At 69.4% G+C, this 22,198-nt stretch carries 20 protein-coding genes, 1 tRNA gene and 3 pseudogenes; 15 read left to right on the top strand and 9 right to left on the bottom strand.

Annotated elements, in window-relative coordinates:
- Nucleotides 1-5: 5 nt before the first annotated feature.
- Nucleotides 6-1,325, bottom strand: coding sequence for an acyltransferase family protein (locus tag ACZ6CL_RS06960; protein WP_468932124.1), 1,320 nt, complete (start codon nucleotides 1,323-1,325; stop codon nucleotides 6-8).
- Between the two features lie 356 nt (nucleotides 1,326-1,681).
- On the opposite strand from ACZ6CL_RS06960, the gene ACZ6CL_RS06955 reads away from it, so the two are divergent.
- From ACZ6CL_RS06955 to ACZ6CL_RS06945, 3 genes are read left to right on the top strand one after another with little or no spacing between them, the layout of a single operon-like run.
- Nucleotides 1,682-1,891, top strand: a complete 210-nt coding sequence (locus ACZ6CL_RS06955; RefSeq protein WP_468932121.1) for a ferredoxin — start codon at nucleotides 1,682-1,684, stop codon at nucleotides 1,889-1,891.
- Entirely contained in the window at nucleotides 1,881-3,275 is a 1,395-nt protein-coding gene (locus ACZ6CL_RS06950; RefSeq protein WP_468932118.1) for an NAD(P)/FAD-dependent oxidoreductase, read from the top strand. The genes ACZ6CL_RS06955 and ACZ6CL_RS06950 overlap by 11 nt, the downstream gene beginning before the upstream one ends.
- Before the next feature lie 33 nt (nucleotides 3,276-3,308).
- Nucleotides 3,309-4,556 (top strand): cytochrome P450, encoded by a 1,248-nt coding sequence (locus ACZ6CL_RS06945; protein WP_468932116.1) that lies wholly within the window; start codon nucleotides 3,309-3,311, stop codon nucleotides 4,554-4,556.
- Between the two features lie 19 nt (nucleotides 4,557-4,575).
- On the opposite strand, the gene ACZ6CL_RS06940 is transcribed toward ACZ6CL_RS06945, so the two are convergent.
- A complete protein-coding gene (locus ACZ6CL_RS06940; protein WP_468932113.1) occupies nucleotides 4,576-6,051 on the bottom strand; it encodes an SDR family oxidoreductase in 1,476 nt (491 codons plus the stop codon).
- A gap of 394 nt (nucleotides 6,052-6,445) precedes the next feature.
- Here ACZ6CL_RS06940 and ACZ6CL_RS06935 point away from each other — a divergent pair, with 394 nt between their 5' ends.
- Complete coding sequence (locus tag ACZ6CL_RS06935; RefSeq protein ID WP_009716657.1) at nucleotides 6,446-6,742, top strand: type II toxin-antitoxin system VapB family antitoxin; 297 nt, start codon at nucleotides 6,446-6,448, stop codon at nucleotides 6,740-6,742.
- A 115-nt stretch (nucleotides 6,743-6,857) separates the two neighbouring features.
- Nucleotides 6,858-7,529 (top strand): LytR C-terminal domain-containing protein, encoded by a 672-nt coding sequence (locus tag ACZ6CL_RS06930; protein WP_468932110.1) that lies wholly within the window; start codon nucleotides 6,858-6,860, stop codon nucleotides 7,527-7,529.
- A gap of 22 nt (nucleotides 7,530-7,551) precedes the next feature.
- On the opposite strand, the gene upp is transcribed toward ACZ6CL_RS06930, so the two are convergent.
- A complete protein-coding gene (gene upp / locus ACZ6CL_RS06925) occupies nucleotides 7,552-8,187 on the bottom strand; it encodes a uracil phosphoribosyltransferase (protein ID WP_468932108.1) in 636 nt (211 codons plus the stop codon).
- Between the two features lie 176 nt (nucleotides 8,188-8,363).
- On the opposite strand from upp, the gene ACZ6CL_RS06920 reads away from it, so the two are divergent.
- The 4 genes from ACZ6CL_RS06920 to ACZ6CL_RS06905 all read left to right on the top strand — a co-directional run bounded on the left by ACZ6CL_RS06920 (nucleotide 8,364) and on the right by ACZ6CL_RS06905 (nucleotide 9,952).
- Complete coding sequence (locus ACZ6CL_RS06920) at nucleotides 8,364-8,561, top strand: hypothetical protein (RefSeq protein ID WP_468932105.1); 198 nt, start codon at nucleotides 8,364-8,366, stop codon at nucleotides 8,559-8,561.
- A 177-nt stretch (nucleotides 8,562-8,738) separates the two neighbouring features.
- Nucleotides 8,739-9,275, top strand: a complete 537-nt coding sequence (locus ACZ6CL_RS06915) for a tRNA adenosine deaminase-associated protein (RefSeq protein WP_468932102.1) — start codon at nucleotides 8,739-8,741, stop codon at nucleotides 9,273-9,275.
- A 19-nt stretch (nucleotides 9,276-9,294) separates the two neighbouring features.
- On the top strand, nucleotides 9,295-9,795 hold the full coding sequence (tadA, locus tag ACZ6CL_RS06910) for a tRNA adenosine(34) deaminase TadA (protein WP_468932099.1): 501 nt from the start codon (nucleotides 9,295-9,297) through the stop codon (nucleotides 9,793-9,795).
- Between the two features lie 70 nt (nucleotides 9,796-9,865).
- A tRNA-Ser gene (locus ACZ6CL_RS06905) sits at nucleotides 9,866-9,952 on the top strand.
- 562 nt (nucleotides 9,953-10,514) lie between these two features.
- Here the strand turns inward: ACZ6CL_RS06905 and ACZ6CL_RS06900 are convergent.
- A complete protein-coding gene (locus tag ACZ6CL_RS06900; protein ID WP_468932096.1) occupies nucleotides 10,515-10,766 on the bottom strand; it encodes a hypothetical protein in 252 nt (83 codons plus the stop codon).
- A gap of 258 nt (nucleotides 10,767-11,024) precedes the next feature.
- On the opposite strand from ACZ6CL_RS06900, the gene ACZ6CL_RS06895 reads away from it, so the two are divergent.
- Nucleotides 11,025-11,609 (top strand): RICIN domain-containing protein, encoded by a 585-nt coding sequence (locus ACZ6CL_RS06895; protein ID WP_468932094.1) that lies wholly within the window; start codon nucleotides 11,025-11,027, stop codon nucleotides 11,607-11,609.
- Between the two features lie 185 nt (nucleotides 11,610-11,794).
- Here the strand turns inward: ACZ6CL_RS06895 and ACZ6CL_RS06890 are convergent, their stop codons facing one another.
- The gene (locus tag ACZ6CL_RS06890; protein ID WP_468932092.1) at nucleotides 11,795-12,970 is read right to left on the bottom strand and encodes an acyltransferase family protein; all 1,176 of its coding nucleotides are present in this window, start codon (nucleotides 12,968-12,970) and stop codon (nucleotides 11,795-11,797) included.
- Between the two features lie 1,535 nt (nucleotides 12,971-14,505).
- Between ACZ6CL_RS06890 and ACZ6CL_RS06885 the strand changes: the two genes are divergently transcribed.
- Both ACZ6CL_RS06885 and ACZ6CL_RS06880 read left to right on the top strand, forming a co-directional pair.
- Nucleotides 14,506-15,045, top strand: coding sequence for an RICIN domain-containing protein (locus tag ACZ6CL_RS06885; protein ID WP_468932089.1), 540 nt, complete (start codon nucleotides 14,506-14,508; stop codon nucleotides 15,043-15,045).
- A 355-nt stretch (nucleotides 15,046-15,400) separates the two neighbouring features.
- Nucleotides 15,401-15,937: an RICIN domain-containing protein gene (locus tag ACZ6CL_RS06880; protein ID WP_468932087.1), complete on the top strand. Its 537-nt coding sequence runs from the start codon at nucleotides 15,401-15,403 to the stop codon at nucleotides 15,935-15,937.
- A gap of 452 nt (nucleotides 15,938-16,389) precedes the next feature.
- Here ACZ6CL_RS06880 and ACZ6CL_RS06875 read toward each other — a convergent pair.
- The 3 genes and pseudogenes from ACZ6CL_RS06875 to ACZ6CL_RS06865 all read right to left on the bottom strand — a co-directional run.
- A pseudogene (locus ACZ6CL_RS06875) lies at nucleotides 16,390-16,596 on the bottom strand (IS5/IS1182 family transposase); the annotation flags it as partial.
- A 298-nt stretch (nucleotides 16,597-16,894) separates the two neighbouring features.
- A complete protein-coding gene (locus tag ACZ6CL_RS06870) occupies nucleotides 16,895-18,076 on the bottom strand; it encodes an alpha/beta hydrolase family protein (protein ID WP_468932084.1) in 1,182 nt (393 codons plus the stop codon).
- 436 nt (nucleotides 18,077-18,512) lie between these two features.
- Nucleotides 18,513-18,719 (bottom strand): annotated as a pseudogene (locus tag ACZ6CL_RS06865) (transposase); the annotation flags it as partial.
- Between ACZ6CL_RS06865 and ACZ6CL_RS06860 the strand changes: the two are divergent.
- On the top strand, nucleotides 18,717-18,962 hold the full coding sequence (locus ACZ6CL_RS06860) for a sensor histidine kinase (protein WP_468933374.1): 246 nt from the start codon (nucleotides 18,717-18,719) through the stop codon (nucleotides 18,960-18,962). The pseudogene ACZ6CL_RS06865 and the gene ACZ6CL_RS06860 sit on opposite strands and share 3 nt — an antisense overlap.
- 97 nt (nucleotides 18,963-19,059) lie before the next feature.
- Here ACZ6CL_RS06860 and ACZ6CL_RS06855 read toward each other — a convergent pair whose 3' ends face one another.
- Nucleotides 19,060-20,016, bottom strand: a complete 957-nt coding sequence (locus ACZ6CL_RS06855) for a MerR family transcriptional regulator (protein ID WP_468932081.1) — start codon at nucleotides 20,014-20,016, stop codon at nucleotides 19,060-19,062.
- A gap of 352 nt (nucleotides 20,017-20,368) precedes the next feature.
- Between ACZ6CL_RS06855 and ACZ6CL_RS06850 the strand changes: the two genes are divergently transcribed.
- Nucleotides 20,369-21,571: an SMI1/KNR4 family protein gene (locus ACZ6CL_RS06850; protein WP_468932079.1), complete on the top strand. Its 1,203-nt coding sequence runs from the start codon at nucleotides 20,369-20,371 to the stop codon at nucleotides 21,569-21,571.
- Nucleotides 21,572-21,855: 284 nt separating this feature from the next.
- Nucleotides 21,856-22,152: pseudogene (locus tag ACZ6CL_RS06845) on the top strand (helix-turn-helix domain-containing protein); the annotation flags it as partial.
- Nucleotides 22,153-22,198 lie beyond the last annotated feature (46 nt).

The following is a 22,198-nucleotide window of genomic DNA, read 5'->3' as shown; positions in this document are numbered from 1 at the left end:
CGCGGCTAGCGCGGCGGTCTCGTGGTGGCCTGTGCCGGCACGGACGCCCGCGGCGCCGTCGCGGCGGCCCCGGAGACGAGGGCCCGCGGACTGGCCCCGGCGGCCCCGGGCCCAGCTCCGGCCCCGGCCCCGGCCTTCGCCGTGGCAGACCCGGACGCGGCCTTCGCCGTGGCGGTCCCGGGCCCGGCCTTCGCCGTGGCGGAACCAGGCGCGGGCGCGGACCCAGCCGCCGCCGACCGGAACGCCCACTCCATCCGCGGCTCCATCGCGAACCGGAGCATCCTCCGCACGAGCGGTGAGCACAGCGCCGTCACCACCACCGCGGCGATGACCGTGACCGCGATCGCGCCCGCCGGGGTGTGCAGCCAGGACGGTTCGTACCAGCCCGCGAAGTGGGAGCCCTTTATGAGCAGGCCGTGCAGCAGGTACCCGTAGAGCGTTCCGGCGCCGAGCGCGGTGAACCACATCGTCCGCCCGGGCACCCAGGCGAAGAAGCACGCGGTGAGCACCATGGAGCAGCCGAAGAGGGCGAACGTCATCACCATGCCGCTCCACCACGGCGCCCCCAGCTCCTGGGCGCTGTCCCGGTGGTAGAACCACCCGGCGTTCATGCGCGGCACCGCCCAGTAGGCGAAGACCAGCGCGGCGGCCATCACCGGCAGGGCCAGCAGCCGCACCTCGCGCCGCCGCACCATCCGGAAGTGCTCCGGCCGCATGTGCAGCCCCGCCACGAAGAAGGGCAGGAACTGCAGCACCCGCTGGAGGTCGAGATCGTCGCCGATGTCGGGCGAGCACGAGGCGAGCGCGGCGATCGCGAGCGCGAGCGGCACCGGATGGCGCGCGATCCGCCACACCGGGGTGGTGACCCGCCACACGAAGAGCGCGATCAGGAACCAGGTCAGGTACCAGGGGTCGAGCAGGCTCACCGGGTACGAGAGGTCGCCGCCCGCCCAGCCCTTGAGGAGGCTGTAGACGGTCTCGAAGATCACGTACGGGACGACGACCCCGGTGAGCAGGCGCTTCAGCCGGTCCGGCCGGAGGTCGAAGTTCCGCGAGAAGTAGCCGGAGACGAGGATGAACGCCGGCATGTGGAACGCGTAGACGAACATGTAGAGGGCGGACGCCGCCCTGCTGCCGTCCCGCAGCGGTTCCCAGGAGTGCCCCATCGCGACCAGCACGATGGCCAGGTACTTGGCATTGTCGAAGAACGCGTCGCGCTGCTTGGGAGCGGTGGGGGGTGGGGCAGCGGAGGGCGGGGGGACGGGGGCGGGCGGAGAGGCGGGGGCGGGGGCGCGCTGTGCGCGACGTAAGGACGAGATGTTCATCACATACGCCGCCCCGTGGAACCGACAGCGGCGATCCCGCCTCTTTGTGGGGTTGAGGAGAGGGCTGCGGAGTGGAACATTCCCCGCACAGTAGTGGGGGGTACGGGCCCACGGGCGGAATGGCTCAGCTCTTGCGCACGACGGTTCACGCCCCCGCCGCCACTGGCACACTGCGCCCCCGCACCGCGCCCCGCGCCACCGGAAGCGGAACCGGATCGCGAACCGGACCGTGAAGGAGAATCACCCCCTTCGCCCCTTTGGCCCGGCTGTGCGCGCGGGCCCCGGCCGCCTCGCCCATGCTGGCCGTGAGGAGGGGGTGACCCGGCGACCCGAGCGTGGCGAAGGGCAGGGCCCCGATGAGGCTTGTCGTCGATCTCAACCGCTGTCAGGGGTACGCGCAGTGCGCGTTCCTCGCCCCCGACGTCTTCACCCTCCACGGTGAGGAGGCGCTGCTCTACACCCCGCACGCGGACGAGGCCCAGCGGGAGAACGTGGCGCGCGCGGCCGCCGCCTGCCCGGTCCAGGCCATCCTGGTCGACGACGAGGACCTCTCCGGTGTCCGCTGACGGCGCGACGCACACCCTGCGGCGCGACGGGCGCATCGTGATCGTGGGCGCCTCGCTGGCCGGGCTGCGGGCCGCCGAGACGCTGCGCGACGAGGGGTTCGCCGGGTCGCTCACGATGATCGGCGACGAGCCCCACGAGCCGTACGACCGGCCACCGCTGTCCAAACAGGTGCTGCTGGGCAGGTCCCCCGCCGACCACACCGCGCTGCCCCGGCGCCGCGCGGTGGACGCGACATGGCGGCTCGGCGTCGCCGCCACCGGGCTGGACATGACGACCCAGCGGGTGCGGCTGGCCGACGGCGACGAGGTCGGCTACGACCGGCTCATGATCACCACCGGGGTGCGCGCCCGCCCCTGGCCGCACCCCCTGGAAGCCGAGCTGGACGGCGTCTTCGTGCTCCGGAGCCGGGAGGACGCGGCCGCGCTGCACCGCAGGCTGTCGGCCGGCCCGCGCCGGGTGCTGGTCATCGGCGCGGGCTTCACGGGCTCGGAGATCGCCTCCGCCTGCCGGGAGCGGGGGCTCGCGGTCACCGTCGCCGAACGCGGACCCACCCCCCTGGTCGGCGCCCTCGGCGGGGTGCTCGGCCAGGTCGCCGCCGACCTGCACCGCGCCCACGGCGTGGACCTGCGCTGCGGCGTCATGGTCACCGGTCTTGAGGGCGACGCCGCCGGGCGGCTGCGGCGGGCCCATCTGTCCGACGGCACCGCCCTCGACGCCGACGTGGCGGTGGTCTCCCTCGGCATCACCCGCAACACCGAATGGCTGGCCGGTTCCGGGCTCGGCGCCGGGCCGCGCGGCATCGCCTGCGACGCGGGCTGCCGCGCGTTCGACGTACGCGGCATCGTCACCGACGACATCTTCACGGCCGGGGACGTGGCCCGCTCCCCGCATCCGCTCTTCGGCTACCAGTTCCTGTCGCTGGAGCACTGGGGCAACGCGGTCGCCCAAGCCGAGACCGCCGCCCACAACATGATCAGCGCGAGCGCCGACCGCCGACCGCATCTGTGGGTCCCGGCCTTCTGGTCCTCCCAGTTCGGGGTGAACATCAAGTCGGTCGGGGTGCCGTCGCTGGGCGAGGAGGTCCTGATCGCGCAGGGGTCGCTCGCCGAGCGCCGCTTCACCGTGGTCTACGGCTACCAGGGGCGCGTCATCGCCGCCGTCACCTTCGACCAGAGCAAGTGGCTGGCGTTCTACCAGCGGCTGATCGAGACCGCCGCGCCCTTCCCGCCGCCGTTCACCACCGTCGACCGCCGCGCCGAAGGGCTGCGGCCGGTCCCGGCCGACTTCCCGGACCCCACGCTGCCCACCCACGGCCCGACCGTCACCCTCAGCGGCTACTCGCCCGCCGACCGGCGCATCACCTTCACCCCCGCGCGCCACTGAAGCCACTGATCCCCGGCCCGGAAGGACTCCGCCATGGCCCACGGCCCCCTCCTGCGGAAGATCACCGACTACGCGAACCGCGCCGACCCGTACCCGATCTACGCGGAACTGCGGAAGACCCCCGTGGCGCACGAGGAGGACGGCCCGTACATCGTCAGCACGTACTGGGAGATCCACGCCCTGCTGCACGATCCGCGCATCAGCTCCGACGCGCGCAACCTCGACCCCGGCCTCGCGGGCGAACCGGACGGCGCGGACACCGAGGCCGAGGAGGACGACCCCGGGCTGCCGCCCGCCTTCCTGAAGCTCGACCCGCCCGAACACGACCGGCTGCGGCGCCTCGCCATGACCCCCTTCGGCCCGCCGCACACCCCCCGGCGGATCCACGCCATGCGCGGCGAGCTGTCCCGCATCGTCGGCGAACTGATCGACGGCTTCGGGGACCGGGACCACATCGACCTCGTCGACGACTTCTCGTACCCCTTCCCGGTCACCGTCATCTGCCGACTGCTGGGCGTGCCGCGCGAGGACGAGCCCCGCTTCCACACCTGGGCCGACACCCTCGCCGCGAGTCTCGACCCGGACCCCGAGCAGGACGCCGCGATGCGCCGCCGCGTCACCCACCAGGCGCGCGCCGAACTCGGCCGCTACCTCTCCGAACTGATCGAGGAACGCCGCCGCTCCCCCGGCGACGACATGCTCTCCGCCCTGGTCGCCGGGCACGGCCCGGACGGCCGGATGAACCATACGGAGCTGCTGAGCACCGCCGCGCTGCTGCTGGTCGCGGGCCATGAGACGACCGTCAATCTGATCACCAACGGCATGCTCGCCCTGCTCCGCAACCCCGATGTCCTGGCCCGGCTGCGCGCCAAGCCCCATCTGGCCGTCCCCCTGGTCGAGGAGCTGCTGCGCTACGACCCGCCCGTCCAGCTGCTCCCCCAGCGCACTCCGCTCTCGGACATCGACATCGCCGGGGTGACGATCCCCAAGGGCGCCCCCGTCTGGCTGGTCCTGGCCTCCGGCAACCGCGACCCGCAGCGCTTCCTCGACCCCGACCGCTTCGACCCCCAGCGCCGCGACAACCAGCACCTCGGCTTCGGCAGCGGCATCCACAGCTGCTTCGGCGCCCCGCTGGCCCGCCTGGAGGCCCAGCTGGCCCTGATCGCGCTGGCCCAGCGCCTGGAGAACCCCCGCCTGCTCGAAGACCCGCCCCCCTACCGCCGCAACGCCGTCCTCCGAGGCCCCCGCCACCTCCCCATCGCCCTCGACGGCCTGCGCTAGCCGCGCGCGGCCTCGCAGGTCAACCGCGCACAGACGACTCCGCCTTGGCGGCGATCTTGCGGGTCATCCCGCCGAACACCAGCGCGTGGAACGGCGAGACGCCCCACCAGTAGACGTGCCCGGCCAGCCCGTGCGGGTGGAAGACGGCGCGCTGGCGGAAGACCGTACGGCCCTCCGCGTCGCGGTCCACCCGCATCTCCAGCCACGCCAGCCCCGGCAGCCGCATCTCGGCCCGCAGCCGCAGCAGACGGGGTGGCAGGACCTCCTCGACCCGCCAGAAGTCGAGGCTGTCCCCCACCCGCAGCCGGGCCGCGTCGCGGCGCCCACGGCGCAGGCCGACGCCGCCCATCAGGGTGTCGATCCAGCCGCGCAACGCCCATGCCAGAGGAAACGCGTACCAGCCGTTCTCGCCGCCGATGCCCTCCACGACCCTCCAGACGTCCTGCGGGGAGGCGTTCACGGCGCGGCGGCGGTGGTCGGTGTAGAGGGTGCCGCCCGCCCAGTCGGGGTCGGTGGGCAGCGGGTCGCTGGGGGCGCCGGGGGTGGCGGCCGAGGACCAGCGGGTGGCCACTTCGGCCTCGCGGATCCGCCGCAGGGCCAGTTCCAGGGCCCGGTCCACGCCGAGCGGGCCGCCCGGCGGATCGGGCACGTAACTCCCGATGTCCCGCTCGGCGCAGACCACCTCGTGCCGCAGGGACTCCACGAGGGGCCGCGCGAGGGCGCCCGGCACGGGGGTGATCAGGCCGACCCAGAGGCTGGAGAGCCGCGGGCTGAGCACCGGCACCGGCAGGATGCCGCGCCGGGGCAGCCCGGCGACGGCCGCGTACCGCCGCATCATGTCCCGGTAGGTGAGGACGTCGGGGCCGCCGATGTCGAAGGCCCGGCTCACCTCGTGCGGCAGTGCGGCGCAGCCGACGAGCAGCCGCAGCACATCGCGGACGGCGATCGGCTGGGTGCGGGTGCGGACCCAGCGCGGGGTGACCATGAGCGGTAGCCGTTCGGTCAGGTAGCGCAGCATTTCGAACGACGCCGAGCCCGACCCGATGATCACCCCGGCCCTCAGCACCGCGGTCGGCACCCCGGAGTCCAGGAGCACCCGGCCCACTTCGGCGCGGGAGCGCAGATGGGGGGAGAGGTCGCGGTCCGGGACCCCGGCCGGGGTCAGCCCGCCGAGGTAGACGATCCGCCGGACCCCGGCGGCCCGCGCCCGCTCGCCGAAGAGCCGGGCGGAGCGCCGGTCGGTCTCCTCGAAGCCGGGCCCGCAACCCAGCGCGTGCACCAGGTAGTACGCGACCTCCACGTCCTCCATGGCCGCCCGGACGGACTCCTCGTCGGTCACGTCGCCGCGCACGATCTCGACCCGTCCCGCCCAGGGGTGATCGCGCAGCTTCCCGGGGGAACGGACCACGCAGCGCACCGCGTGCCCGGCGCTCAGCAGCTCGGGCACGAGCCTGCCGCCGATGTAACCGGTGGCCCCGGTGACCAGACAGCGCATGCGGCCATGCTTGAACGCGGAAGAGCCCACCGCAACCGGGCCGCACCCAGGCAGCACAAAACCTGCGAGGTGGGCTCCCTTCGCCGGCATTGTCCGGATCAGGTTGTGGAGGTCGCCTTCCGGTCTCCCCGACCTTCCGGCCTCTCAGCCCGGCCATCAGCGAGACGCTCCGGAGAACCAAAGTCCTCTGTCCTGAACGCCTCTCCGGTCGAGCTCCCTCGCTCGCCCCGCAGGCTGTTTTTCAGGTTACTCCTGACCCCCTTGGGGGACTAGTCCCCTTCCAAGAAATTTTCACCCTTTTGTCCACTCGCCCCCGAGACCCTTCCCCGGCCCCCGGCCTGGCACTCCCGCGCCTTGGCTGCGCCGGAAGCCGCTTGCCCGGTAGGCTTTCCGTGTGATCTTCAAGCGCATCGGAAACGGTCGGCCCTATCCCGACCACGGACGGGAAAGCACCCGCCAGTGGGCGGATGTCGCCCCACGCCCGGTACGTCTTGACCAACTGGTCACGACGAAGCAGCAGCTCGACCTGGAGACGCTGCTCGCGGAGGACTCGACGTTCTACGGCGACCTCTTCGCCCACGTCGTGAAGTGGGACGGCGACCTCTACCTGGAGGACGGGCTCCACCGCGCCGTGCGCGCCGCGCTCCAGCAGCGCCAAGTGCTGCACGCACGCGTGCTGGAACTCGACTGACGCCGTCCGCCGACGTCCCCGGCCGGGCCTTCGCATTGGCCCTTTCGGGTTGGACTGCAGACGAACCATTGATCATTTAGTAGGCATCGCCACCAGGCCGCACTACGCTGCGCACATGAGCATGCTGACCCCTCCTGGCATGGGCGGTAAGTACCGCATCACGGGCGACCGCTACCCGCGCATGCGCAGGCCCCGGAGCCGTCGCCGCCTGGTGTTCGCGGCCCTCGGCTCGGTCGTGGCGCTCGGCCTGGTCGGCTGGGGGACGCTTCAGCTCATCGACGTCTTCTCCGGAGGCGGCGGCAAGGGCGGCGACACGGTGCGCGCGGCGCGCGGCAGCACGGACTGCAAGCGCGAGCCGGGCAGCGGCCACGACCGGGGCACCGGGTCGTCGACGCGTACGGCGGCGAAGAAGCTGCCGAAGCCGTCCGACATCACCGTCAACGTCTACAACGCGACCAAGCGCTCGGGGCTCGCGAAGGACACCGCCAAGGAGCTGGAGAAGCGCGGCTTCACGATCGGCGACGTGGGCAACGCCCCGAAGGCGTACGACGAGAAGGTCAAGGCCGCGGGGATACTCCTGGGCGCGCCGGCCTCCGCCGACGGGGCCTCCCGGGTGCTCGGCACCCAGCTCGCCGGGGCCCAGACCAAGAACGACGGCCGCCACGGCAAGGACGTCGATCTGATCATCGGCTCGGGGTTCAAGGACCTGGTCAAGCAGAAGGACGCCGACAAGGCGCTCACCGCGCTGACCAAGCCCTCACCCAAGCCGTCCGGCTCGCCCTGCTGAGCCGGAGGCCCCAGCGGCCGACCTAGCCCGCGGTCCCGTACATCCGGTCGCCCGCGTCGCCGAGCCCCGGGACGATGTACCCGTGCTCGTTGAGCCGCTCGTCGACGGAGGCTGTGACCACCGTCACGGGCGTGCCCGCCAGCTCGCGCTCCATCACCTCGACGCCCTCGGGCGCCGCCAGCAGGCACAGCGCGGTGACGTCGTCGGCGCCCCGCGCTATCAGCTCGCGAATGGCCGCGACGAGCGTCCCGCCGGTCGCCAGCATCGGGTCCAGCACGTACACCTGACGGCCGGAAAGGTCTTCGGGCATCCGCGTGGCGTACGTGGACGCCTGCAGCGTCTCCTCGTCGCGGATCATGCCGAGGAAGCCCACCTCGGCCGTCGGCAGCAGCCGCACCATGCCGTCGAGCATCCCGAGCCCCGCCCGCAGGATCGGCACCACCATGGGGCGCGGGTGCGAGAGCCGCACGCCGGTCGTCGGCGTCACCGGGGTCTCGATGTCGACCTGCTCGGTCCGCACATCGCGGGTGGCCTCGTACGCGAGCAGGGTCACCAGCTCGTCGGCGAGCCGCCGGAAGGTGGGGGAGTCGGTGCGCTTGTCGCGCAGCGTGGTGAGTTTGTGCGCCACCAGCGGGTGGTCGACGACATGGATCCGCATGGCATCGACACTAACCGAGCCCCCCGCCCGCGGCTCCCGCCGGTAACCCCCGGAGCCCCCGGCACGCGCCGACAGTCTGCCGCTGTACTGGCATCAAACCGCTGTTTCGGGGGAAAGTGGGCAGGAGCGCCCGGACCCCACGTCCGGGCGGACACCTCGGCCCGAGGGGTGAGGCCATGGCCGACACCGACATGCCCACCGGCAGGACGATGGGTGCCGTGTCCGCAGGCGAGAGCGCTGCGGACCGCCTCCGCCGTCGCGAACGCTTCCTGCGCGCGCTGAACCAGGCACGGCAGGTGCGCGACGCCGTGCGGCCACGGCTGACCCGCGCCGCCCGGATGCGCGAGGCGATACTGCTGCGTACGTTCCGCTAATGAACCCGAAGCTGGCGCACCGCCGAGGGAGCGATCAGGTCGGTCCGTTTCGTTTCACGTGAGCCACATCTCTTTGGACTGGTGCACGACGCAGCGCGGAAGACCTCTCGCGAAGCGACGGTTTCTGCCACGATTCCGATTGGGGCGGGACACTGTCCCGCCCGCCCCGGCACGCCTATGACCAGTGGGAGAGTCACGGTGTACTTCGCCGCATTGCTCGCGCGCACCGCAGAAGGGTGGGAAGCGAGCGACACAGAGCTCGATGACGTGGAGACTCTGACCGATTTGATCGATCTGGCTCGTGGGGCCGCCAAGGACGACGACACGGTTCTGGCCTTCATCGAGCACGAAGACGCGTGGTTCGGCGTCGTCCGCGTGGACGGCGAGGAGGACCCGCACATCTACGTATCGGACGCGGCCGCGGCCGCCCGCACCTCATACGGGTCGATGCTCACCGATGAGCTGCTCGGCCGGGATCCCGAGGACGACCTGGACAGCCTCGTCGACCTGGACGGCACCGAGGACGGCGAGCCCGACGAGGACGACGAAGCCGACCCCGACGCACCGGTCCCGGTGGGCCCGCTCGGCGACGGCGACATCCTGACCGACCTGGGCATGGAGGAAAAGGAACTGAAGTCCCTCGACGGGGACGCGCTCGAATCGATCGCGGACATGCTGGGCTGCTCCATGGAGGGCCTGGAGGCGGTGCGCTGACCGCCGCCACACTGGTGTCATGACCGATCCGCTGACCGGTATCTTCCCCGGACCCGACCCCGACCCCCTGCGTGACCCCTGGCGCGCCCCGATGCGCCTCGCGCTGGAGGAGGCCGTACGGGCACCCGAGACGGGAGACGTCCCGGTCGGCGCCGTCGTGCTGGGCCCGGACGGCACGGTGCTCGGCCGCGGCCGCAACGAACGCGAGGCCCACGGCGACCCCACGGCCCACGCCGAGGTCCTCGCCCTGCGCGCCGCGGCCCGCCGCCTCGGCGGCTGGCGGCTGACCGGGTGCACCTTGGTGGTGACCCTGGAGCCGTGCGCCATGTGCGCGGGCGCCATCGTGCTGTCCCGGCTCGACCGCGTGGTCTACGGCGCGGTCGACGAGAAGGCGGGCGCCGTCGGCTCCCTCTGGGACATCGTCCGCGACCGCCGCCTCAACCACCGCCCCGAGGTCATCCACGACGTCCTCCCCGAAGAGTGCGCGGCCCCTCTCACCGCCTTCTTCCGCACCCCCTGACCGCCCCTTGATCCACCCCCGCCCGGAACCGATTTCGGATCTCGGCCCTTCGTCCGCTAGGCTCTGCCTCGGTAGCGTGTCCGAGCGGCCGAAGGAGCGCGCCTCGAAAGCGCGTGAGGGGGCAACTCCTCCGTGGGTTCAAATCCCACCGCTACCGCTCGAATCACCCCCCTGACCTGCGGAAACGCAGGGCAGGGGGGTGTTCTGCGTGTGGACACGCCCCGGCACGCGAGCCCCGCACAACCCCAACTGGCCTGCTTACAGCCGTCGATGACAGAAGGCACCGTGGGACCCGGGCCCCGCGGATCCCACAGCTTCTGGGAACGGCAAAGCAGCCGAAGTGTCTGCGAAGCCAACGTCGCCGCCTCAGGCAGGCGACACGACCAACGCGCACAGGCCGGCGCCGACGGTACGTCCGTTTTCCCAGTCACCGAGGAAGGAGTACAGGCTCAGTCGATGCCATTTGATGACCCAGCTGGGGACGAGCTGTTCTCACTGTCCGCGGTCGACCAGCCCGGCTTCGTACTGACGGCTGGGGCATTAGCCGAGCACCTCTACTCAGCCGCCGGGAAGGGCGGAGGGGTGGTTGCCGGACAGCCCAGCAGGACGTAGGCAGGCGGGTGACGCGGGGCGCGCCGCAGCGCACCGTCGGCTTCCCCGCCAACAGGCACGCACCGCCGCGGCAGGTGGCCGATGTGTGTACCGGGGGTACGGACCGCCTACTCGTTGTGCAGCACCTTGGCGATCGTCAGCCGCGCCGCCGAGCGGGCCGGGATCAGCGCGCCGAGGACGGCGATCACGACCCCCACCAACGCCAGTACGACCAACTGCGGCGCGCGCCAGACGCCCTTCACGGACTCCGGGAACGCGACCACTCCCAGGTGGTCCACGAGCAATCGGTGCGCGGCGATACCGAGGGGCATCCCCAGCAGCCCGCCGACCGCGCCCACCGCCACGGAGGTCACGGTCATCACTGTGACCTGGCGCGGCCTCGTGCCGATCGACGTGAGCATGCAACCTGCGCCGACCAGGTCTCACGGCCTTGCCTGGTCGGCGACTCGTAGCGCGGACAGTATGTCGGGCATGCAGAGCATGTCGGATACGCCCCCGTCAAGAAAGCGCTTTCGGTCGAAGTCTTCGAACGATCTAGCGAATAATCCGGATCCCCTGATTGGGTACCTCCAGTGACACCAATGGCACCAATGGCACCAATCGTGAGGAGACGTCTCGTGCGCACATCCCGCACCAGGAACACCGTCGCGGCCGTTCTGGCCGGAGCACTGATGGCGATCGCCAGCCCGGCGATCGCTTCCGCCCAGTCGCCGAGCGAGGACTGGAAGCCCAACCCTCTGCAGTTATCAACCCTCAAGGATCGGGCAGCAGCCGCCCCGATCGTTGGGCTCAGAAACGCGAAGTCCGGGAAGTTCCTGCAGCCGACGGGCAACAGCACCGCCAATGGCGCCAAGGTCGTCCAGCAGCCGGGAAACGACCAGAACTCCTCGCAGTACTGGGACATGATCCAGGACGGCAACTACTTCAGCTTCGAGAACGGCCGCTCGGGTAGAAACCTGGGGATCGACGGAGCCAGCACCGCGTCCGGCGCGGCGGCCATCATCGCAAACGGATCCGGCGACGCCAACCAGGACTGGGTGATCATTCCCTACCAGGACGGGACGGACATCGCCTATCTGAAGAACCGCAAGAGCGGGCTGTGCCTGGGTATTTCGGGCGCCAGTACCGCGAACGGCGCACAGGCCGCCCAGTTCTCCTGCGACGGGTCGACCAACCAGCGCTGGGCCCTCGACCTCCTCTGATCGAGTGATGGAACAGTCGTCGAGGGTTTCAGCCCACGCCCCCTGTCGCGCGCGGTCCGGATTCCCGGGCTAGCCTGACCGAAACGCCCGTACAGGATCTGCCGTCAGGACGCCTCGGACCTTGTCGGTCCGGGGCGTCCCGCGCTACAGGCGGGAATTCAGCACGCTTATGGCACAAGCCCTCGTCACGGCGGCTGAACGCGGCGTGCCAGCTTTCGTCCCCACGCCTGCCCCGGCGCTTCGATGTAACGGTAGGTCAGCACGCACAGCGGCAGCAGGACACCATAGAATGCCGTTGTGAGAAGAAGACTGTCACGTGGCCACCGCCCGATCGTGCCGTCGCTCACCGCCAGCAACACCGGATGCACCAGATAGACCGAGTAGCTGATCGTCCCCAGTCCGACCAGCCAGCGCGGAATCCGCCGACGGCGCACTGCCAGTCCTGCGCCGAAGGTGAACACTGCCAGGACAAACGCCACGATCCAGCCGCGCCGTGTGAAATAGTCCCCGTCCCCGTACCAGTACGCGCTCCCCACCGCGCAGGCCACCACCACGACGGCTGCGCCCGCCGCGTACGACCATGCGCTCTGACCCTGCTCAGCGCGATAGACGGCGGTACCCAGGAACATCACGGCGAGGATCACCAGCCCCTCCCACTGCGGAACCGTGCCGTTGAAGGCAACCAGGACGAGCGCCAGCACTCCGCCCAGCACACCCCCGAAAACCCGGAGCACGGGTGACCTGGCACTCGCACAGCAGATCGCAACCACCATGGCGACCACAGTGAGCGCGACCAGCGAGCCGGCCCCGACCCTGCCGGAGAGGGCAGAGGCCGGCAGCACGACCCCTGCCGTCACACTCACGGCGGCGAGCACGGCCAGGCTGACGGCGACCGCCGCCGACCGCTGGTGGAGGCGGACCGTGAACAGAGCGACGACCAGCAGATAGAAGGCCATCTCATACGCGAGCGTCCACAGAACCAGAAGAAGATTGGGCGTCCCCAGCAGTTCTTGGAACAAGGTGACATGTGCGGCTGCAACAGTGACAGCGCTCTGTCCACCGAAGTCGCGCATGCGCGCTATGCCCAACGCATCGGCGGTGAGGGCCGCGACGACGACAGCCACCCACAGTGGGTAGATGCGGAACCCCCGCCCGATCCAGAAAGTTCGGATGCAGCCCCGGCGCTCCAGTGAGGCGGGGATGATGTAGCCGCTCACCAGGAAGAACACCATGATGCCGTAGCGGCTGGTATTGAACTCCGGCATCAACTCCCGTCTGAACTCGGCCATGAAGGAGTACGAAGAGTGGTCGAACACCACGACGAGTGCCGCTATGCCGCGCAAGGCGTCTAACCAGCCCAACCGAGACGAGTCGGACAATGTTCCGGCTGAGGGTAATCGGTGCGGCGCGGAGGATAATCGCCCCAGCGTCGAAGGAGGCGGGGCGAGGCGTGAGGGGTCCATACTCGTCTTCACGTGTCGTTGCTGATCGATGTTCAACTACACTCCGCCCATATTTGAGTACGACTTGGAGTTACGCCAGCGCCTGGTCCGCCCGCTCTTCGGCGACCCGCGGGAGAGGCCCGAACGAAACAACCCCGGTGCCGCGCCACCGTGTGTGGGCCAGGCACGGGGGCCAGGAGCCGGGGGCCTTATGCGGCAACCCTTCGCCGCCGCGTCGGCCACCATGGCCGTGAGGTAGACATGGGCGAGCCTCGGCGATGTAACTGACGCCCATCGGTAGAGCCACAGCCCTCTCCGGCACCGCACGAGATCACCACCCATGCCTCCACGGGAGCCTGAGCGGATGGATGGTCAATGCGCGGGCCGAAGACCTGCTGTGACTTGGGCACCGCTAGAACCTAGCCGATACCGCACCATCCCTACGTGGCGAAGCCGCGCTCGTCGGGGACCTTCACCGCCTGGCAGCACTCACGGTTGTCCGTACAGGGCCTGGGCAGGTGCAGCTTCCGGTTCATCAACTCGCGTGCATGCCGGCGGAGTAGGCGGCAAAGACACCGATCTGACAGCCATCAGTGCGGTTGGCAGTTCCGGAATACTGACGCTACGCCCCGGCCGAGGTGATGCCCTTCTTGAATGAAGCCGATGTCGGCGATGACGAACACCCCGCCGTCATTGCGGTGCTTGGCGACATATGACTGGAGGTCACCGCGGACGTCATCGGCTTTCCAGATCACTCCGTTCAGCAACCACTGGAGGCCGTCGGGGCGCGATGCCCGGCAAATTCGGCCGACTATCGACCACCCTGGTGACCAACGGGGCAAGCAGGCCCCACGCATACTCCCGCATCCGGCGCCGCAGACCAGCATGGTCAAACCGGTTGCCAGTAGAGGGGAAGGCCCGTCGAGCTCTCGCATCCAGGCCGCATCCGCATTCGACAAGGCCGACCGTGACACACCACCGGCCAACTACGCCCCCGACCAGCACAGATACGTTGCTCAAGTACTAGCCCGAGCCCATCTTGACAAGACGCCAGCGCGTCCCTCGCCGAGGGCACACGGACTTTCGTACTTCGGCTCGCCAGAAGCGGATTGCCCGTACAAGTGAACCAAAGAGGCGTCAAGTAAGCGCTTTCAGACCATCTTGAAAAGTGATCTAGCGGGGAAGTCCTCCCATCTGGTTCAGTACATGACGTAATCGCTGCATGACCCAAAGAGGGGATATGTCATGTGTATTACGCGAAGGAGTGTCAACGCACTACTCGGCCCGGGGCCCTGACGGCGTCGGTCAGTCCCGTGTTCACCGAGGCGATATCGGCTGCTGTCATCCAGGACTTACGGCCCGACCAAGGCATGGACCAACCAAGGTTTGGGGCCGACCCCTGACCGAGCTGACCGCCGAGCGCGGAACGCGCGTCCCTGAAAGGAGTACACGTCATGCGCGCAGCACATATTAAGGGCGCCGTCGCGGCGATGCTGGCCGGAGCGATGCTGGCGGCCGCCAGCCCTGCGATTGCCCACTCTGAATCGCCACAGGGCGGTGACCCGACGCCGTCCAGACAGTTCGAAGCTAGCAGGTTCAAGAACCTCAAGTCCGGAAAGTACCTGCACGCAGTGAGCACTGCCAACGGCGCCAAGGTTGTCCAGCAGCCCTACGACGGAACCGGCTTACAGACGTGGGAGACCGTCCTCGACGGCAACTATTACTCCTTCGAGAACTACGACGCGCGTCGGAATCTCGGAATTAACGGTGCCAGCACCTCGGTCGGTGCGGCGGCCATCATCGCAAACGGATCCAGCGACCTCAATCAGGACTGGAAGATTGATTATACCGACTACAGCGGAGACTACTTCGCGCTCAAGAATCGCAAGAGCGGCCTATGCCTGGGCATCTCGGGCGCCAGCACCGCCAACGGCGCGCAGGCCGCCCAGTTCGCGTGTGACGGATCGGCCAACCAGGGCTGGAAATGGTCGTGAACGAACCGACCGTTTCGGGCTCGAGATCGCCCCTTGTCGGCGAAATCCCGCGGCCTTGATTCGGATGAGTACGTCCGAAGGCATGGTCAACGGTCACAGGTGATCAGTGATCGTGCAATGAACCGACCTGTATTGCGGTTACGCCGGACCACAGCAGCCATGGCCGTGATCCATTGTCCGGCACGGGCGAGAACGCCGACGGGGGTTCTCGCCCCGTACCGCTCAAGGTCGAGTTGGTCTTGAGGATGTCGTTCACTCATTCGACGAGCTAGCGGACGGGCCTAAGCAAGTGCCCCCGAGGGTGCGTCGCACCCACCGAAATAGCGAAAAGGCACCAACTATAAGGAGAAGCGTCATGCGTGCAACACAGCTTTTCGCCGCGGCCCTGACCGGAGCGCTGCTGGCAGTAGCCAGCCCGGCAATCACTCATGCCCAGTCGCCACAGAGTAGCGACCCGACGCCGTCCAGTAGCGCCACCAGCACCAGCCGGATCAAGAACGTCAAGTCCGGAAAATATCTGCAGGCCGTAAGCTCCGCAAACGGTGCCAGAGTTGTCCAGCAGTCCCGAAACGACAATTTCCTGCAGTTTTGGACCACCGTGCTGACCGAAGACGGCACCATCTTCAGCTGGGAAAACTGGCAGTCCAAGTTAAACCTCGGAATTGACGGCGCCAGCACCTCGGCCGGCGCGGCAGCCATCACAGCGAGACCGTCCGGCGACCTCAACCAGGACTGGCTGAAGATTTGGAAGGGAAACAACTTCACGCTGAAGAATCGCAAGAGCGGCCTATGTCTGGGCATCTCAGGTGCCAGTACCGCCAACGGCGCACAGGCCGCCCAGTTCACGTGTGACGGATCGGCCAACCAGACCTGGACAGAGATTGACGTATGACCGAGCGGTCATCGACGGTTCGCCCGTCCCCCGGCGGCGGGCCCGAGTCCCCTGTCGCGTGCGGTCACGATCCTCGGGCTAGTGCTGGAACCGCGTAGATTCGCCGGGTTGGTGGTTGCGGCGGTTGGATGTGCGCCGACCCGTCCGATCCGACCGCTGGATGGGCGGTGGCTGAGCCTGTCCGTGTCCGCAGGCTGACCGATGTGAGCGATCCACCGCTTAACCGTCGTTCGAGCCCGCAGGTGAAACGGGTCACGTGGAGGGGTTCAAATCCCACCGCTACCGCTCGAATCACCCCCCTGACCTGCGGAAACGCAGGTCAGGGGGGTGTTTTGCGTGTGGACGTGTCCGCCAGCTGTGTGGACGTATCCCGGCACGTGACCCCGCCTGACCCCAACTGACCTGCTGAAACGGCTGTAGCGGAGGATCTTCCAGGTCTTCATGCGGGCGAAGACGGGCTGGCCGACCGCGACGGCCAGACAGGCGTCCGCGTCGATGACCACCTGATGATTGGTGGAGTACCGGTAGTTCTTCGACTGCTCGGCGACCGTATGGTCACGCGTGGACACCAGGGTGTCGTCCACGATCAGCACCGTGTCGCGCCGGTACCGGCGCCGGTGTTGCAGCGTCAGGCGCGGACTGATGTCGTCGATGATTCGCCGCGGGATCGCTGTCGAGTCAGGCTCGGTCGCCAGGACAACGGCTCGTGGACGCGCTACTGCGCGGCTTGGCCGTGGTCATTTCACCGTAGAGGGCTCCTTGCCCGTGCGCCCGCATGCTGACCGAGGGCCGGTGCAGGCGCGTCCCGCACGGGCGTGACATGGCCGCCGTTGGCGTAATCGACTGGCCTCGCCAGGCGGCTGCGGCACCCTGCGGCTATGACTGAAGGTGAGCGCGAGCCCGACAGGGGCACGGTGGCCGGTCGGAGGGATTCGGCTGCCCTGTTCTTCTGCCGCCTCACGGCTGCCGGAATACGACCTCGGGATGCGCGGCAGTCGGACCGGTGAGGATCGGCTGCGGTATGTCCCGCAGGTGAAGGTCGAAGAATGCTGTCACATAATCGCGGGTTATGTCCCAACCGCGTTCCCCGGAGAGCGGCACGGCGGGATCCGACAGGCCCAACTGGCCAGCAAGATAAGGCAGGTCCGTGAAGGAGAAATGCTCGGCGCCGGTCACCGTCAGCCAGCGTTTCCAGCCGCGCAGGTGCTTCCATGCCTCAGACCAGTCGGTATTCTCGCTGCCGGGGCTGTGCTTGGACTCGGTACCGAGCATGATGAACGGGCGTCGGCCGAGCCCCGCAGCAGCAGGGCGCAGGAAGAAGTCGCCGTCCAGGTCAACCCCGGCACGCACGCGACGGTCGGCGGCCATGGTTGCCGCGGCGGCCGCGCCCCCGATCGAATGCCCCGCGATTCCGATCCGGCTCGGGTCGATCGCGCGGGACAGCGCCCCCGCCTGTCGGGCCTTCGTCAGTTCGTCGATCACGAAGGACATGTCCTTGGCCCGGCCGCGCGCGACGGCTGCCTTCTCCTCGGACGTCTCGACCTGCCCGCAGGCCACACAGGTCAGCATTCGGCCCCCAGGAAAGGCCGTACCAACGGATTCGTATGCGTGGTCCACGGAGGCAACGACGTAGCCGCGACTCGCGAGATCATCGGCGACCGACGTGAGTGTGGTGCGCGGCATCGAGAATCCCGGAGAAAGCAACACCAAGGGGAAACGCCCCGGCGCCGGGAGAACACCCTCCTGAGCGTGAGTACGCGCCCCTGCAACCGTTGCAGCAGGCACCACGCCGCCGAGACCTCTGGCCTCCAGCAGGAGCTGCGCCTCGTCATCGGTCATGTATGCCGCTGGGGAACCGCCCGTCCCACGCGACGGATAGGACACCGACACCATCAGCTCCCGGTTCCCCGCCCTTGGCACCCACGGGTCAGTGCGGTGCCTGTCGACCAAGTGCAGGGCGCGGCGGCCTACCGTGTACGGACCGGTGGGAAGTGGCAACGCCAACCCGCTCGTGTACGGAACCCGGGAGGGAGTCTGCGCGCCCTGGGCGGAGGCGGGGGGTGCGGTGTCCAGGAGCGGGGCGGACAGGGCGAGGGTGAGCAGGCTGGCTGCAATGGCTCTGCGAGGTCTGGTGGTCATACAGCCGACGCTAGACCTCCGGTTGCCTCCAACACGTCGATCTACAGGCGTACTTGGGCGTACCTCTGTGGTCGGATCTTGTCAGGCCAGGTTTCCCGACAGCGTGAGAGCGGATCCGCTGCCTCGGAGACGGCCGGTCAAAGTTCGATGAGATCGATCAACCTTCAGTGAGACGAGACACCTCGAGACCGCTCTCGGTACCCCGCCCGCACGGCCTACACATTCCGTCACCCGGGGAACCGCATTTCGTCGGTTCCCCCACAGGGGACGTGGTGTCGACAGAGGTGTCAGAGATCGTGTTTGTGCAACCCGAGGAGGAGGGTGGTATCCGGGTGTGGTTCAGCGGCCGTGGCCCCTGCCGAGGAAGAGGACGGGTAAGGGGCCGGTCATCCGTCGGCTGGCGCCGGTTTCCTCGGCCAACTCGGGGTCGCGCCTTCCGCGCCAAGCGCGTGGTCATAAGCGTGATGGCAGCCCAGGCGATCAGCGTCTCAGAGTGCTGGGCAAGCCGTTCGTAGTCCCGGGCATGCCGACGGGCATGCATCATCCACGCAAGACTGCGTTCGACGACCCACCGACGGGGCAGCACGATGAAGCCGGAGGCGTCCTTGGGGCGGCTGACCGGCTTGATGGTGACGGGCGCGTGCGGGATTCCGGCGTCACCGTGGAGCTGAGCCGCGATGGCGTGGGCGTCCTCCCGCCGCTGGTCGACCGGGCGGTGTACCGCGTGGTGCAGGAGTCGCTGACCAACGCCATCAAGCACGCTCCCGGCAGCGCGGTCCTCGTACACATCACTCGCGAGGGCGGGTGGACCAAGGTGCGGGTGACGAATACGGCGCCGCGGAGCCGGGCCGGCACGGACTGGCCGGACTGCGGGAACGGGCCCTGATGCTCGGGGGGACACTGCGGGCGGCGCCCTCGGCAGATGGCTTCGAAGTGCTCGCCACCCTGCCGGACCGCGCACCCTCCGGCTCCACCTGCGAGTTCTACCGGTCGAACATCAATCTCCTGGAACAGGGAGCACCGGGGAGGGCGGTGGTGAACCAGGTGTAAACGGGGGCGAGGTTCGGGGACGCGGGCCATCTGTTGATCGTCGCCAGGAGCTGCCAGTAGCGCGCGGCGTGGGGGTCGGCGGTCGTCTGCAGGCGGGCGAGGAGCCAGCGGCGCAGATCGCCGTCCCCCGCTCGCTCGAACGCGTGGCCGTAGAGGCCGCCCAGTGAGTCGGCGAGGGGTGCGGTGGCGGAGGCCGGGAGGAGGCCGACGGATACGGCTTCCTCGATTCGTTCGCTCAGTGCTTGATTGAGACCGTCGTGGAGACTGCTGACGTCCTGCGGAGAAGGGTCTTCCGCCTGCTCCTCGGCGATGTGGCGCACCACCGTACGGAAGTCCGCGTTCTGGCAGAGTTCGGCGAGTTCCACCCAGGCCTCGACCTGATCAGGTGTCGGGTCGTCGGGGAACTCGGGCATGGCGGATCGCATCAGGGTCACGAACTCGGGGTTGGCGTCGAGGTCCCCGAAGGTGTCGTCGATGAAGTCGGCTACCAGTCGGCGCCGTTCGGCCTGGGAGAGCGTGGCGAGTCGGTGCATGAGGTCCATCTCCATGGGGGTGGGGCCGCGTCTGGCGACAGCGCGCAGGACTGCCCGGCGCAGGCGGAGTGTCTGAATCTGCACGTCCAGGGCGTTGGCATGGGCTTCCGCGACGTCCGGTATGGACGCCTCCCGGTCCAGCACCTTGCGCACGGTCGCCAGGTCGAGCCCGAGATCGCGCAGCGTGCGGGCCAGGTCCAGGCGCGCGAGTGCGTCGGGGCCGTAGAGCCGGTAGCCCGCCGGGCTCCGGCCGGTCGGCGGGACGATGCCCTGGTCGGAGTAGAACCGGATGGTCTTCACCGTCAGACCGGTGTGGCGGGATAGTTCTCCGATGGAATAGAGGCCGTCGCTGTCCATGCGCCTCAGCTTGAGGTCTCCCCCCACAGGAGACTCAACCGCACGCGTCTTGTCCTATAGGTCCGGCCTGCCACCGCTTGCCCGTTAAGGACCCTTTACGTGCCTGTGACCAACAAGAACCTGACGGCGATGTCCAGCGGCGACCGGGTCTCGTTCGCCCGGTCGCTGTACGAGCTGTACAGCGCCGCGCCGGACCTGCGCGCGGAGGCCCGGGCGAAGGCGGACGGCACCAGCGACGAGGGCGCGGACGTGAACCGGCCCTACACCTACGAGAACAACCCCGGGCGCGGCGCGGACGTCGCCGGGGAACAGCGACGATGGGGGTCCGACCGTCCGAACCGGAGGACCCCGCGTGACCCAGGACATCGCCACGTTCACCACCCCCGGCCCGGAGCGGCCGCCCGTGCCCGTCCCTGTCGACTGGGCGGCGGTCGAGGCGTGGCTGGGGGTGGCGCTGCCGGACGACTACAAGCGGCTGGCCGACGCCCACGGGCCGCTGGACTTCGGCGATTACGTATGGATCCACGTGCCCTGCGCCCAAGAGGACGCGTTCGACTACGGGGACTGGCTGCGCGCCACGCACCGCGAAGCCCGCATCGCGCAGCGCGCGCTGCCGGAGCCGGAGCGGTCGGCCGTCCACCCGGACCCCGGCGGACTCCTCGCCTGGGGCGAGACCCGGGGGAGCGATGTGCTGTTCTGGGACACGTCCGTCTCGGAGGACCCCAACGCGTGGACGGTGGTCGTCCGCCACACCGGGCCCGTCCCCGGGAGCGGGCTCCTCCCCTGGCACCGGTACGACCTCACGCTCACCGGCTATCTGCGCCACATGGTCCGCGAGGGCTGGGAACTCCCCTCCCCGCCCGGCCCCCTGATGGGCCCGCTGCCCGGCACCATCGACCGCACCGCCTTTCTGCCGGAGGCCGGGCCCTGGACGCCGCCCGAGCCGACCGTCCCCCGTCTCACCGACGCTGAACGCCGCGTCGCCCTGGAAACCGGCACCGGACTGGACGCCCTGCGCCTGCTGTCCCCGCCGCCGTCCGAGGCCCCGTACCTGGGCGGCGGCACCTGGGAGGGGCTCTTCGAGGAGCTGGGCACGCGGCTGCCACGGGAGTACGTGACCCTCCTGGATCTGTACGGCGCCGGGTGCTGGAGCGGCTGGCTGCGCTTCCACACCCCGCTGCGCCCGTCCGGTCAGGGGTTCGTGCGACACGTGGAGTCGGCCCTGGACGGCTACGGGCAGCTCAAGGAGAGCTTTCCGGAGGACTTTCCGCTCGCAATGTGGCCCGAGCCCGGCGGCTTCCTGCCCTTCGCCAACTCCATCGACGGCGACTACCTGGGCTGGCTCACCGAGGGCGCCGACCCCGACGCCTGGCCCCTGATCGTCTGGCCCCGCCACGCCCAGCAGGGCCGGCCGTGGGACCGCGGCCTCGTCGACGCGCTCCTCGCCTGGCAGCGCGGCACCTTCGTCACCGCGGGGCTGGCGGCGCTGGACGAGGACGACGACCCCGTCGAGTACGCGGGGTTCGAGCCCTGGGACGACCGCGCCTACTGGTGAGGGCCGGTCGTGGCGTCGAAGACCTTCCCGGGCTCGATGGTGCCGTCCAGGATGTCGGGCATCAGCTCCTCCATGTAGGCGCGCGCCGGGGCGGGTCCCCGGCCAGGCGGACGTTGTGGGCGAAGAGGCTGCCGAAACCGATCGGCGCGTCCGTCTCCGCAGTGGTCGTCGATCGAGGTGCTCGGTCCACGAAACCGCCCGCGTCGCGCCCGAGGAAGGCTGCGTTTATGGGGGGGTACAAGCTCAACCTCCCTCCCCGGATGTCCATGGCTACCGTGGAGGGCATGGACCACCGCCCCGACGACCGCGCCGACAGCCGCCCCGGCGACCGCGCCGACAACCGCTCCGAGATCCGGGACTTCCTCGCCAGTCGGCGCGCGAAGATCACCCCGTAGCAGGTCGGGCTGCCGACCAGCGGGCGGCGCCGGGTGCCAGGGCTGCGGCGGGAGGAAGTCGCGGTGCTCGCCGGTGTGAGCACCGAGTGGTACACGCGGCTGGAGAAGGGCCACATCAGCGGCGTATCCGAAGACGTGCTCAACGCGGTCGCCCAGGCTTTGCGGCTGGACGAGGACGAACGCACCGTCTACACGGCGGAGGCGGGCTCGCCGTCCGCCGAAGCCCTGGCCC

The sequence above is a fragment of the Streptomyces sp. NPDC041200 genome (assembly GCF_055591805.1).
This window is presented reverse-complemented; position numbering and strand designations above follow the sequence as displayed.